We start from the raw sequence: 13,270 nt of genomic DNA, 5'->3' as shown, positions 1-13,270 counted from the left end.
GTTTTGCGCTCCGGCAGGTTAAGCCGCCAATGTTACCGATAACAATTTTGATTGCCATTGTCCGAGCGCACTCAGACGCTGGCAACCCTTGTCAGGCGGAAAAGCACTAAAGTGTGAACTGACTCAAAAAATCGCCAAAATCAGATGCTGCCACCTTCGGCAATCTCAAAACCGACATCCAGCGGTACTGTCACGCTGCGATCGCCGCTAATACGCGCCAGCAGCATGGCAGCTGATTCACGCCCCATGCGTTCGCGTGGCGTCAGCACTGTAGCCAGCCGCGGATTGACCACCTGCGTGATGTCGTGGCCGTGAAAGCCGGCGATCGCCATCTGCTCCGGCACGCGCAACCCCTGGCGCTGGCACTCAAACATCGCGCCTACCGCTAGGTCATCATTGGTACAGAACAGGCTGTCAGTGTGCGGATAGCGCTTCTGCGCTTCGCGCAGCAGCTGGGCACCGGCGCTGAAGGAGGAGGCATCTTCCATCATGACGCTGTGCGGCGTCAGCCCGACTTCGCGCATCGCCTGTTCGTAGCCCTGCTGCTTTTGCAGTGTACGCTCATCAAGGCGCGCGCCCAGATAGACGATGTGACGATGGCCTTTCCTGAGGATAGCATGCGTCATCTGCCGCGCCGCCTCGACGTTGTCGAAGCCCACGGCCATATCAAGACACGGCGTGACGCAATCCATCATTTCGATCACCGGAATGCCCGCCACTTCCAGCATGCGCAGCGTGCCCGGCGTGTGGGAACGTTCGGTGAGGATCACGCCATCAATGTTCCAGCCCAGCAGCGAACGCAGCTGCAGCTCCTCTTTGTGCGGGTTATAACCGAAGTGCGCCACCAGCGTCTGATAGCCCGCTTCATCGGTCATGGTTTCAATGCCGCGCAGCACGTCGGCAAACACCTGGTTGGTGAGCGAGGGCAGCAGCACGCCAATCGCGCGGCTGGTGGCGTTAGAGAGCATGTCGGGCGCACGATTGGGGATATAGCCGAGTTCATCCAGCGCCACGGCGATTTTATCGCGCAGCGCCGCAGAGACCTGATCGGGGTTCCGCAGGTAGCGGCTGACGGTCATTTTTGTGATGCCGACGCGATCGGCAACATCCTGTAATACCGGTCTTTTCTTCTTCATCGTGTGCTCCTGAGGTCAGAGATACGCTGAGTTTATCATTTTTTTGTCATGTTATGCCGTTGCGGCCACGGAAGGAGAAGAGGGATAAAGTGCTGAGGACGGCGTTCGGCTGAGGCGCAGGCAAAAAAAAAGCCAGCACCCGAGCTGGCTAAGAAACACTGGAAGCAATGTGAGCAATGTCGTGCTTAGCCGGTTTGTCAGGAGACGCTGCCGGATTCGCGTTGACAATAGTAACCATTATCATTCGCGTCTGTAAAGCCCTTTCACGATTTTTTTGCCGTTGACGCCGCGCGCGAATTTCCTGATGTTAAAGGGGATTTCATTCACTGAGTGCAAGGAGCTGCTTTATGAGTCAGGTTACTGTTCGTCACGCAACGCCCGAAGATGCTGCCGTTCTGACGCGTATCTATAGCCAGCCGGAAACCCAGGCGGGCACGCTGCATCTGCCGTATCAGTCACCGTCACTCTGGCAGGAGCGGCTCGCGAATCCCCGTCCCCATGTCACCATGCTGGTGGCCTGTATTGATGGGCAGGTTGTCGGTCAGCTGACACTGGAAGTTATGGCAGTGGCACGCCGCCGTCACTGCGCCACTATCGGCATGAGCGTTGATCCGGCATTCCACCGGCGCGGCGTGGGTAAAGCGCTGATGGCAGCGATGGTGGATCTGTGCGACAACTGGCTGCAGGTCACGCGTATTGAACTGACGGTGTTTGCGGATAACCACCAGGCCATTGGTTTGTATCAGCAGTTTGGTTTTGAGATCGAAGGTACCGCCAGAGGTTTCGCGGTCCGCGACGGCCAGATGATCGATACGCACTACATGGGGCGTCTGAAAGAGATTGCGCGATGAATCGCGCCGCTACCGGCCGGTGCACGGTGAGGTAGCGGCGCAATTTATTGCGCGACGTTAATACCCGGCACTCAAATCATCCACCGAGCGCGGGTCGGACGCGCCGTAGCGCAATGCCGTCCGGGCCAATCATAATGCTCTGCGTGCTGCCCATGGCCGGCAACACTTTCACATGCTGACCTTTTGCTTCCAGCAGACGCAGCGTATCCGGGCTGAAGCCCTTCTCGACGCGCAGCTGATCCGGCAGCCACTGATGGTGGAAGCGCGGCGCATTGGTGGCTTCCGCCACGTTCATGCCGAAATCGATACTGTTAACCACCATTTGCAGCACGGTGGTGATAATCCGACTGCCGCCCGGGCTGCCGGTCACCAGCCAGGTTTTACCGTCTTTCGCCACAATGGTCGGCGACATCGATGACAGCGGACGTTTGGCCGGCTGAATCGCGTTCGCCTCACCGCCCACCAGGCCATAGACATTTGGCGTGCCCGGCTTGGCAGAGAAATCATCCATTTCATTGTTCATCAGAATGCCGCTGTTACCGGCCACCACACCGCTGCCAAAGTAGGTGTTCAGCGTGTAGGTCACCGCCACCGCGTTGCCATTCTTTATCCACCACCGAGAAGTGGGTGGTTTGATTGCTCTCGTACGGTGCCAGCTTGCCGGGCTTGATGTCGGCTGAGGGGCGCGCCTTATTGACGTCAATCTGCTGGGCCAGCGTTTTGGCGTAGGCTTTGCTGGTCAGCGTCTGCTGCGGCACCTTAACGAAGTCGGGATCGCCGAGATACTCCGAACGGTCGGCGTAGGCATATTTTTCCGCTTCGGCCATGACCTGCATAGCGTCGGCGCTGCCGAAGCCCCATTTCGCCAGATCGAAATTTTCAAGGATATTGAGGATCTGCACGATATGAATGCCGCCGGACGACGGTGGCGGCATGGAGAACACCTCGTAGCCACGGTAGCTGCCGCTTACCGGCTTGCGTTCCACTGCGCGGTAGGCCGCCAGATCCGCCTTGCCAATCAGCCCGCCGTGCTGCGCCATTTCGGCGGCGATCTCATCGGCAATTTTGCCTTTGTAGAAAGCATCCGGCCCCTGCTGGGCAATCAGCTGCAGGCTGTGCGCGAGGTTTTTCTGCACCAGGCGATCGTCCTTCAGGTATGGCTGACCGTCGGCTTTGTAGAAAATGGCGCGACTGTTGTCGTGGTTGATCAGGTTCTCTTTACCGTAGGTAGCGAGATCGTCAGCCAGCGCATCGTTAACGATGATGCCGTCGCGCGCCAGTTTGATCGCCGGCGCCAGCAGCGTGCTGAGCGGCAGCGTGCCGTACTTCTGCGCCGCCAGGGCAAAACCGGCTACGGTTCCCGGCGTGCCGGACGCCAGATGAGAAGTGAGTGATAACTTATTATCTGCGTTTCTGCGTTGCCCTGCTTATCCAAGAACGTATCGCGCGAGGCGCGCGCGGGCGCCATCTCACGGAAATCGATGGCGATGGTGCGGCCGGCAGCGTTGCGCAGCAGCATAAAGCCGCCGCCCAGGTTGCCCGCCTGCGGGGGAGTGACCGCCAGAGCAAAGCCCACCGCAATCGCTGCATCTACCGCATTACCCCCCTGTTTGAGGATATCGACGCCCACCCGGGTTGCCATGGCGTCTACTGACGCAACCATCCCGTGCTGTGCTTTCACCGGGTGAAAGGTGTCACTGTCGACGCCATATGACACCGGCGGTGCGCTGGCTGGCGCCGCCTGCGCCCCCTGCACCACGGTAAAACTAATTAACAGCGCCCAGCCGAACTGGCGCACACCGTTATGTATCCTCATCCCGCCACCATCCTTTCAGTTGTTTATATTTGTTATTGATTGCTGCAAGTGTTTGCAAATACTGTAAAAAAGATAGCAGTTAAGCCAAATTAGGTGCACTCCTGGTTTTGGGGTTTGTGATATCGCATAAACTTATGGCTGCGGCGGTTGCTGCCGGGTGGCGAGCAACCTCACACAGCAGGCCGCACTGATGGAGGAACATCATGAAAAAATGGCTGATTGTTATCGCGGCACTGATGCCGCTTAGCGGCATGGCGAACATGCTGAACAACACTAACCAACCGAATCAACCCGGCTATAACCCAAGCCAGCAGCGGATGCAGACGCGCATGCAGATCCAGCAGCAACAGCAGCAGCAGTTGCGTCAGGATCAGCAGCAGCAAAATCAGGAGATGCAGCGTAAGCTGCAGGAGCGGCGCGATAGCGCCCGGCAGCGCGTGATTCAGTCGCAGCCGGGCCAGCAGAACAGCAATGCACAAACGCAGTACGGCAATTAACGGAAGTCCGGGCCGATAGCATCAATGCGATCGGTACAGATGGCATCCACGCCCCAGCTCAACAGCTCGCGCGCCCGCGCGGGCTGATTCACGGTATACACCAGAATACGCAGACCGGCGGCTTTAAGCGCGGCGGTGCGTCCGGCGTCCAGCAAGCGATGATTTAAATGGATTGAGACGCAGTCGAGCGCGGCGGTCAGCGCCTGCCAGTCGTCGTGCCACTCATCGAGCAGCAGGCCTCGCGGCAGCTCCGGCGCGGCCTGCATCGCCGCTTCCAGCGCCGCGTACGAGAACGAGGACAGCAGCGGGGCCGTTTGTCCCTGCCACAGCGTACTTGCGGCCAGCGCCACATCACGCCCGGTTTCCACCTCTTTACCGCTGCTGGGTTTGATCTCAATGTTGGCCATCATCTGATGCTGGCGGCAGCGCGCGGCCACCTCGCTCAGCAATGGCAGCGGCTCACCGTAAAATTCACGGCTAAACCAGCTGCCGGCATCCAGCTGCGCCAGCTGCTGCCACGGCAGATCGCCCGCCACGCTCCAGCCGTTGCTGGTGCGGTCCAGCGTGTCATCGTGCAGCAGGAAAATCTGCTTATCCTGTGACAGTTTGGCGTCGAATTCGATCATGGTATGACCGTAGTGCGCGCCGACATCAATCGCCGCAAGGGTGTTTTCCGGGGCCAGCTTGCCGCCGCCGCGATGCGCAACAATGTGCGGATAGGGCCAGTTTTTTACACTCATTCCAGACGCTTTCCATGGGTAGAATCGAAGAAGTGTAACGCATCTGGCGGCAGTTGTAGCCACAGGCTGCTGCCAGCCTGTGGCCGCTCGCTGTGCGGCAAACGCACCACCAGCCGCGTGTTGCCAATGTGGCCATGCGCAAGATTGCCCGCGCCGAGGATCTCCAGCGTATCCACCACCAGCGGCACACCGCCGGCCTCACGGCTGCTGAGCTGAATATGCTCGGGACGAATGCCGAGCGTCAGCGGACGGTTGGCCCATCGCGCTTTGCCTGCGCCGAGCGGCAGGCTGTTGAGCGCGTCGAGCGTAAAGCGCGAGCCATCGCTATTGATCTGACCAGGTAGCAGGTTCATCGCCGGCGCGCCGATGAACGACGCAACAAACTGACTGGCCGGACGCTCATACACCTCCACCGGCGTGCCCACCTGCTCCACCACGCCTTTATTCATCACCATCACGCGCTGCGCCAGCGTCATGGCTTCAACCTGATCGTGCGTGACGTACAGGCTGGTGGTTTTCAGCCGGCGGTGCAGTTGCTGCAACTCCAGACGCATCTGCACGCGCAGGCGCGCATCAAGGTTCGACAGCGGCTCATCAAACAGAAACACCGCCGGTTCACGCACGATGGCGCGGCCCATGGCCACGCGCTGACGCTGGCCGCCGGAGAGCTCGCGCGGACGGCGCTGCAGCAAATGATCAAGCTCCAGACTGCGCGCTGCATCCATCACCCGCTGGGTAATCTGTTCCTTGCCCATGCCGCGGATCTTCAGGCCGTAAGCCATGTTTTCTCCCACCGTCATGTGCGGGTAGAGCGCGTAATTCTGGAATACCATGGCGATGCCGCGATCTTTTGGCTCCATGTCGGTGACGCGCCGATCATCGATGTAGATATCGCCCGACGTGACGCGCTCCAGCCCGGCCACCATGCGCAGCAGCGTCGATTTCCCGCAGCCGGACGGGCCGACCATCACCATAAACTCACCGTCATTGATGGTGATGTTCAGCGGCTGAATGATTTGGTTTTTGCCGTCATACGATTTCGTAACGGTCTGAAGGGTTACCGCTGCCATCTATTTCTCACTCTCCACCAGGCCACGCACAAAAGCGCGCTGCATCACAAGCACCACCACCACCGGTGGAATCAGGGTTAATAACATCGCCGCCATCACTTCGTTCCACTGCGTCGGACCGCCGCTGGTGTTGATCATACTTTTCACCCCAGCCACGGCAGTGCTCAGTCCGGCATCGTTGATGATCAGCAGCGGCCACAGATACTGGTTCCAGCCGTAAATAAAGGTGATGACAAACAGCGCGGCAAGATTGGTTTTTGACAGCGGCAGCACGATATCCCAGAAGAAACGCATCGGACTGGCGCCGTCAATGCGCGCCGCTTCAATCAGCTCATCCGGCAGCGCCATAAAAAACTGGCGGAACAGGAACGTGGGGGTCGCGGAGGCCATCAGCGGCAGCGTCAGACCGCTGTAACTGTCCAGCATGTGCAGCGTGGAGATCACCTCCACCGTCGGGAAAATACGCACTTCTACCGGCAGCATCAGGGTGATGAAGATCAGCCAGAAAAACAGCGTGCGCAGCGGAAAGCTAAACCACACCAGCGCAAAAGCCGAGAGCATCGACACCGTTATTTTGCCCACGGTGATGCCCAGCGCCATGATCAGGCTGTTCAGCATCATCAGGCCAAACGCCGCGCTGCCGTTGACGCCATCGCGCCAGATGTGAGTGATGTTGTCGATGAGATGCGCGCCCGGCACCAGCGTCATCGGCACCTGATACACCGCGTTGTTATCCAGCGTCGCGGCGACAAACGCCACGTACAGCGGGAACAGAATGGTCAGCACCCCCAGCGCCAGCAGCGTGTGGGCGAAGATATCCAGCCCGCGTCGATTTTCAATCATTGGTATTGCACCTTACGCTCGACAAAGCGGAATTGCAGAATGGTCAGGCCGATGACCAGCAGCATCAGCACCACCGACTGCGCGGCGGACGACGAGAGATCGAGCCCGGTGAAGCCTTCGCAGTAGATTTTGTAAATCAGCGTGGTGGTGGCCTGTACCGGCCCGCCGCCGGTGGCGGCATCGATCACTGGGAAGGTATAGAAAAAGGCGTAAACCAGATTCACCACCAGCAGGAAAAAGCTGACCGGCGTAATCAGCGGCAGCGACAGATTAAAGAAACGGCGCACCGGCCCGGCACCGTCAATCGCCGCGGCTTCCACCAGCGATTTAGGAATGGACTGGAGTGCGGCAAAGAAAAACAGGAAGTTATAGCTCATTTGCTGCCAGATCGACGCTAATACAATCAGGAACATCGCCTGACCGCTGTTTTGCGCATAGTTCCAGTTGTAACCAAGCTGGTTCAGCAGATAGCTGAACAGCCCCAGCACCGGATTGAACAGGAACATCCACAGCACCGCCGCAACCACCGGCGCCACCGCATAGGGCAGCAGCAGCAGCGTCTGATAGAGCTTTTTCAGACGGATAACGTAATCCACCAGCGCCGCCAGCAGCAGCGAGAATGTCATGCCGCATACCGTCACCAGCGCGCTAAACACGAGGGTGGTCCAGAACGAATCAAGGTAGTAGTCGTCACTGAACAGGCGGCGGAAGTTATCAAGACCGACAAAAGTGCTGGAGATGCCAAACGGATCGATGCTTTGCAGCAAGTACCACAGCGCCTCTCCGGCGGGCCAGAGAAAAAAGATCGCGGTGATCGCCAGTTGCGGTGCCACCAGCAGATACGGCAACAGACGGGCGCGGAAAACCGGACGTGATGATGAGGACATAGCAGGCTCGTCAGAAAGAGACAGCGGGACGGACATACCTGTCCATCCCGCCATTACGGAATTACTTCACTTGCTGTTCAAAGCGACGCAGCAGTTCGTTGCCGCGTTTCACCGCGTTGTCCAGCGCTGCCTGTGGCGACTGTTTGCCGGTCCATACACCTTCCAACTCTTCGTCGACGATGCTACGAATCTGCGGCATGTTGCCCAGACGCATACCTTTGGTGAACGGCAGCGGATCTTTATTCAGCATCTGCCGCGTGGCGATGTCCGCGCCCGGGTTTTTGTCATAGAAGCCCTGCTGTTTGGTCAGCTCATAAGCCGCGATAGTGATCGGCAGATAACCGGTTTTCTGGTGCCATTCTGCCGCGATATCCGGCTGGGCGAGGAACTTCATGAACTCCGCCGCGCCTTTGTAAGTCGCTGCATCTTTGCCTTTCATCACCCACAGGCTGGCGCCACCGATAATGGCGTTCTGCGGTGCGTTCGGAACGGTGTCATCGTACGGCATCATGCCCACGCCAAAGTTGAATTTGGCGTAATGCTTAATGTCGGCCAGCGAACCGGACGAGGCGGTGGTGATACCGCAGTCGCCGTTATAGAACTTGGACGTCGACTCATCTTTACGGCCAAAGTAGGTGAAATCACCTTTCTTATTCATCTCTTCCAGCAGCTGGATGTGGCGCACCTGCACGGTTTTGTTGAACTCCAGCACCGCGTCGGTACCGTCAAAGCCGTTGTTTTTGGTGGCAACCGGCTACCCATGCCAGGCGCTGAAGTTTTCGATCTGAATCCAGCCCTGCCAGCCGCTGGCATAGCCGCAGCTCATGCCGGCTTTACGCAGCGCGGCGGCATCCTGCGCCAGCGCCTGCCAGGTTTTCGGTGGCTGATCCGGGTTAAGACCGGCTTTTTTGAACGCGTCTTTGTTGTAGTACAGCACCGGCGTGGAGCTGTTGAACGACTGCGAGATCAGCTGGCCGTTGCTGTCGCTGTAGTAACCGGCAACGGCAGGGACAAACTGTTTCAGGTCCATCGGCACGCCGGCGTCTTTAAACACTTCATGCACCGGCACGATGGCTTTAGAGGCCATCATGGTGGCGGTGCCCACTTCGTAAACCTGCAGAATGGCCGGTGCCTTACCGCTGCGCACCGCAGCGATACCCGCGGCCAGGCTCTGCTCGTAGTTGCCTTTGTAGGTCGGAACGATTTTGTAATCCGGGTGAGCCTGGTTAAAACGCTGTGCCAGAGAATCGACTTCTTTGCCTAACTCGCCTTCCATTGAGTGCCAGAAAGGGATTTCGGTAGCAGCCAGCGCATTACCGCTGATCGCCAGACCGAGCAGCAGACTCATCAGGCGGGGACGAAGCGTAAAAGCGGACATAAGGGTTTCCTGTGCTTGTGGCGCGCGCGATATCACGCATTTTTTGTTCGCGAAGTAACATGACACGAGGAAATGACGGAAAAATGACAGGAATATGACGGGAGTGTGACGGGGTTAGTGCGCGCTGACGCCCTCACCCCGGCCCTCTCCCACGGTGAGAGGGAGATAAACGACCGCGCTGATGCCTTCTTCTGCAGGGAGAGAGAGGTCCGGGAGGATGTCAGGATAGCAATGCGGCCGGTAAAACGCTGCCGTACGGTTCCCTCTCCCGCGTGCGGGAGAGGGTTAGGGTGAGGGCAAATCACCGTACCAACGTCATGACCACAGCCAGCACAGCCAGATCAGGCACCTAAATACGCGCTTCGCACCGCTTCATTCGATAACAGCGCTTCACCGCTATCCTCCAGCACCACATGGCCGTTCTCCAGCACGTAGCCGCGATCGGCCAGCTTCAGCGCTTGGTTGGCGTTCTGCTCGACAAGGAAGATGGTCATGCCTTCTTTACGCAGCTGTTCGATGGTGTCGAAAATCTGCTGGATAATGATCGGCGCCAGACCCAGCGACGGCTCGTCCAGCAGCAGCAGGCGCGGCTGGCTCATGAGTGCGCGGCCAATCGCCAGCATCTGCTGCTCACCGCCGGACATGGTGCCGGCGCGCTGCACTTTGCGCTCCGCCAGCCGGGGGAACAGCTGATAAACGCGCTCAATGCGCTCCTGATACTGCTGACGCGTCGCGAAAAAGCCGCCCATCGCCAGGTTCTCTTCCACCGTCATGCGCGAAAATACGCGCCGGCCTTCCGGCACGATGGCAATCGCTTCACGCATTATTTTTGCCGTCTGCCAGTCGGTGATGGTTTTACCATCAAAGGTGATGGTGCCGCTGGTGGCGCGCGGTTCGCCACACAGCGTACCGAGCAGCGTGGTTTTACCCGCGCCGTTAGCGCCAATCAGCGTCACGATTTCGCCCTGGCTGATGTGCAGATTAATGTTGTGCAGTGCCTGGATCGGGCCATAGTGTGCACTGACGCCCTGTAAAGTTAAAATCGGGTTCGCCATGTTACGCCTCACCTAAATAAGCGCGGATCACATCCGGGTTGTTACGCACTTCTTCCGGCGTACCGTTGGCCAGCGGCGTTCCCTGATTCACCACATAAATGCGGTCAGAAATGCCCATCACCAGTTTCATATCGTGTTCAATCAGCAACACCGTCACCTTGTGTTCGCCGCGCAGTTCAGCGATCAGCTCATCCAGTTCGTGCGTTTCGCGCGGATTGAGGCCGGCGGCCGGTTCGTCGAGCATCAGGATTTCCGGACGCGTCACCATGCAGCGGGCGATCTCCAGCCGGCGCTGCTGGCCGTAAGCCAGATTGCCGGCATGCCGGTTAGCCAGCTCCAGCAGGCCAATGCGCTCCAGCCAGCTGGCTGCGCGGTCCAGCGCTTCGCTCTCGCCGCGCCGGAACGCCGGGGTTTTAAACAGCCCGGAGAACACGCCGCTTTTCAGATGCTGATGCTGCGCCACCAGCAGGTTTTCAATCACCGTCATCTCACGGAACAGGCGCACGTGCTGAAAGGTCCGCACCACGCCCATGCGCGCAATCTTCTGCCCCGGCAGGCCCTGCAATGGCTGATCGCGCAGTTTGATGGTGCCGCCCGTTGGCTTATAGAAACCGGTCAGGCAGTTGAATACCGTGGTTTTCCCCGCCCCGTTCGGGCCAATCAGCGAGACGATCTCCTGCGGATGCAGTTCCAGCGCTACGTTGTTGACGGCCAGCAGGCCGCCGAAGCGCATCATCAGGCCTTCAACGGCTAATAAAGGCTGACTCATGCCTGCTCTCCTTGTTTTGCCTGTTTCAGCTTCAGGTGCGGACGCTTCATCGGCAGCAGCCCCTGCGGACGCCAGATCATCATCAGCACCATCAACCCACCGAGCACCAGCATGCTGTACTCGTTCAAATCACGCATCAGCTCGCGCGATACCACCAGCAGAATCGCGGCCAAGATCACCGCCAGCTGCGAACCCATGCCGCCCAGCACCACAATAGCCAGCACAAACGCAGACTCGACAAAGGTGAAGGATTCCGGGCTGACAAAGCCCTGACGCGCGGCAAACAGCGTACCGGCGAAACCGGCGAACACCGCGCTGATGGTAAAGGCCGTCAGCTTGATGCGCGTCGGACTGAGACCGAGCGAGCGGCAGGCGATCTCATCTTCACGCAGCGCTTCCCATGCGCGCCCCAGCGGCATGCGCAGCAGACGATTGATGACGAATAGCGTCAGCACCACCAGCAGCAGCGCCACCAGATAAAGGAAAATCACGCGGTGATTGGGATCGTACGCCAGGCCCGTCAGCTCGTGGAAGGTGGTCCAGCCGCCTTCACTGACGCGCCGGCCAAATTTAATGCCAAACAGGCTCGGCTTGGGAATCTGCGCGATTCCGTTGGGACCACCAGTGATTGATGTGCTGTTGAGCAGAAGAATGCGCACGATCTCACCAAAGCCGAGCGTCACAATCGCCAGATAGTCACCGCGCAGCCGCAGCACCGGGAAGCCAAGCAGCAGGCCAAAAGCACCGGCGACAATGCCCGCCAGCGGCAGACTCTCCCAGAAGCCAAAGCCGTAATAGTGGTTGAACAGTGCAAAGGTGTAAGCACCGATGGCGTAAAAGCCGCCGTAGCCCAGCACCAGCAGGCCAGACAGGCCCACCACCACATTCAGACCGAGGCCAAGCATCACGTAGATCAGCGTCAGGGTGGCGATATCCACGCTGCCGCGCGACACGAAGAAGGGCCAGGCGATGGCGGCAACAATCACCAGCAGCATCAGCAGTTTTTGTTTTGGTGTCGAACCGTCAAAACCCGGCAGCACCAGCCCTTTGCCACTGCGTTTTAACTTGCCCTGCAACAGCGGACGCAGCAGCTGGAACACAAACATCACCGCGCAGCCGAGGAAGATCCAGTTCCAGCGCACGGTGCCCGCATTCGCGACCACCAGTTTGGTGCCGTCGAGATCGAGGCGCATGCCCATAAAGAAGCTGGCGAGCACCAGCAGCATCACCGTGGAGACCACGGCGTTAACCAGGCCGAGGCGTTTCATACTTTCTCCACCTCCGGACGGCCCAGGATACCGGTTGGCATCACCAGCAGCACCACGATCAGCAGCGCGAACGACACCACGTCTTTATATTCGGTCGACAGGTAGGCTGAAGTCAGCGCTTCCGCAATGCCCAGCACCAGGCCGCCAATCATCGCGCCCGGAATGCTGCCGATGCCGCCCAGTACCGCCGCGGTAAAGGCTTTCATACCGGCCATAAAGCCGATGAACGGGTTGATGGAGCCGTAAAACTGCCCCAGCAGCACGCCAGCCACGGCCGCCATCGCTGCGCCGATCACAAAGGTCAGCGAGATCACGCGGTCGGTGTTGATGCCCAGCAGGCTGGCCATTTTCAGATCTTCAGCGCAGGCACGGCAGGCGCGGCCCATGCGCGAATAGCGGATGAACAGCGTCAGCGCCAGCATCGCCAGGAAGGTGACCACCCAGATAACCAGCTGCATGGTGGTGAGCGTGGCGGCAAAGCCGTTGCTCTCACCCAGCGTCCACTGGCCGGTGATCAGGCTGGGCAGCGCCAGATCGCGCGAGCCCTGCGTCAGGCTGACGTAGTTCTGCAGAAATATCGACATACCAATCGCCGAGATCAGCGCGATCAGGCGTTTGGAGGAGCGCACCGGCTTATACGCCACGCGCTCGATGCTCCAGCCATAGGCGCTGGAGATAATCACCGCCATCACGAACCCGGCGGCGATCATCAGCCACGAGGTGTCGATACCCATCATCATCAGGGCGGCAATCACGATAAAGGAGACATAGCTGCCGATCATGTACACCTCGCCGTGGGCGAAGTTGATCATGCCGATGATGCCGTAAACCATGGTGTAACCGATGGCGATCAGCGCGTAGGTGCTCCCGAGGGTGACCCCGTTGAACATCTGCTGAATGAAATAGAGAAACTGCTCGGACATAGTGAGGACCTGCATGTAAACGGGAAATCCCCGGTGC

11 protein-coding genes and 2 pseudogenes are annotated in these 13,270 nt (G+C 58.9%); 2 read left to right on the top strand and 11 right to left on the bottom strand.

Going from position 1 to position 13,270, the window contains the following annotated elements; translation table 11 throughout:
• Positions 1–140: 140 nt before the first annotated feature.
• Complete coding sequence (gntR, locus tag AC6I8M_RS16040) at positions 141–1,136, bottom strand: gluconate operon transcriptional repressor GntR (protein ID WP_010615890.1); 996 nt, start codon at positions 1,134–1,136, stop codon at positions 141–143.
• A 347-nt stretch (positions 1,137–1,483) separates the two neighbouring features.
• Between gntR and AC6I8M_RS16035 the strand changes: the two genes are divergently transcribed.
• On the top strand, positions 1,484–1,987 hold the full coding sequence (locus AC6I8M_RS16035) for a GNAT family N-acetyltransferase (protein WP_498013502.1): 504 nt from the start codon (positions 1,484–1,486) through the stop codon (positions 1,985–1,987).
• A 57-nt stretch (positions 1,988–2,044) separates the two neighbouring features.
• Here AC6I8M_RS16035 and ggt read toward each other — a convergent pair.
• A pseudogene (gene ggt, locus AC6I8M_RS16030) lies at positions 2,045–3,803 on the bottom strand (gamma-glutamyltransferase).
• A 203-nt stretch (positions 3,804–4,006) separates the two neighbouring features.
• Between ggt and AC6I8M_RS16025 the strand changes: the two are divergent.
• Positions 4,007–4,300, top strand: coding sequence for a DUF2756 domain-containing protein (locus AC6I8M_RS16025; RefSeq protein ID WP_010615893.1), 294 nt, complete (start codon positions 4,007–4,009; stop codon positions 4,298–4,300).
• Here AC6I8M_RS16025 and ugpQ read toward each other — a convergent pair.
• The 9 genes and pseudogenes from ugpQ to livH form a co-directional block, all read right to left on the bottom strand.
• Positions 4,297–5,040 (bottom strand): glycerophosphodiester phosphodiesterase, encoded by a 744-nt coding sequence (gene ugpQ / locus AC6I8M_RS16020; RefSeq protein WP_010615894.1) that lies wholly within the window; start codon positions 5,038–5,040, stop codon positions 4,297–4,299. The genes AC6I8M_RS16025 and ugpQ overlap by 4 nt on opposite strands.
• Complete coding sequence (locus AC6I8M_RS16015; RefSeq protein WP_498013501.1) at positions 5,037–6,110, bottom strand: sn-glycerol-3-phosphate import ATP-binding protein UgpC; 1,074 nt, start codon at positions 6,108–6,110, stop codon at positions 5,037–5,039. Before AC6I8M_RS16015 ends, ugpQ begins: the two co-directional genes overlap by 4 nt.
• Positions 6,111–6,953, bottom strand: coding sequence for a sn-glycerol-3-phosphate ABC transporter permease UgpE (gene ugpE, locus AC6I8M_RS16010; RefSeq protein WP_058948944.1), 843 nt, complete (start codon positions 6,951–6,953; stop codon positions 6,111–6,113).
• Positions 6,950–7,840 carry a sn-glycerol-3-phosphate ABC transporter permease UgpA gene (gene ugpA, locus AC6I8M_RS16005; RefSeq protein WP_058948945.1) on the bottom strand — a complete coding sequence of 297 codons (891 nt, stop codon included), beginning with the start codon at positions 7,838–7,840 and terminating at the stop codon, positions 6,950–6,952. Before ugpA ends, ugpE begins: the two co-directional genes overlap by 4 nt.
• 61 nt (positions 7,841–7,901) lie before the next feature.
• Positions 7,902–9,218, bottom strand: a pseudogene (ugpB, locus tag AC6I8M_RS16000) (sn-glycerol-3-phosphate ABC transporter substrate-binding protein UgpB).
• 341 nt (positions 9,219–9,559) lie between these two features.
• A complete protein-coding gene (gene livF / locus AC6I8M_RS15995) occupies positions 9,560–10,273 on the bottom strand; it encodes a high-affinity branched-chain amino acid ABC transporter ATP-binding protein LivF (protein WP_010615896.1) in 714 nt (237 codons plus the stop codon).
• Position 10,274: 1 nt separating this feature from the next.
• On the bottom strand, positions 10,275–11,042 hold the full coding sequence (gene livG, locus AC6I8M_RS15990; protein WP_010615897.1) for a high-affinity branched-chain amino acid ABC transporter ATP-binding protein LivG: 768 nt from the start codon (positions 11,040–11,042) through the stop codon (positions 10,275–10,277).
• Positions 11,039–12,310 (bottom strand): high-affinity branched-chain amino acid ABC transporter permease LivM, encoded by a 1,272-nt coding sequence (locus AC6I8M_RS15985; RefSeq protein ID WP_010615898.1) that lies wholly within the window; start codon positions 12,308–12,310, stop codon positions 11,039–11,041. The genes livG and AC6I8M_RS15985 overlap by 4 nt, the downstream gene beginning before the upstream one ends.
• Positions 12,307–13,233 carry a high-affinity branched-chain amino acid ABC transporter permease LivH gene (gene livH, locus AC6I8M_RS15980; RefSeq protein ID WP_010615899.1) on the bottom strand — a complete coding sequence of 309 codons (927 nt, stop codon included), beginning with the start codon at positions 13,231–13,233 and terminating at the stop codon, positions 12,307–12,309. Before livH ends, AC6I8M_RS15985 begins: the two co-directional genes overlap by 4 nt.
• Positions 13,234–13,270: the final 37 nt, after the last annotated feature.

This window comes from Type-A symbiont of Plautia stali, assembly GCF_059731155.1.
Note: the sequence above shows the minus strand (reverse complement) of the source record. Positions and strands in the feature narration are given on the sequence as shown.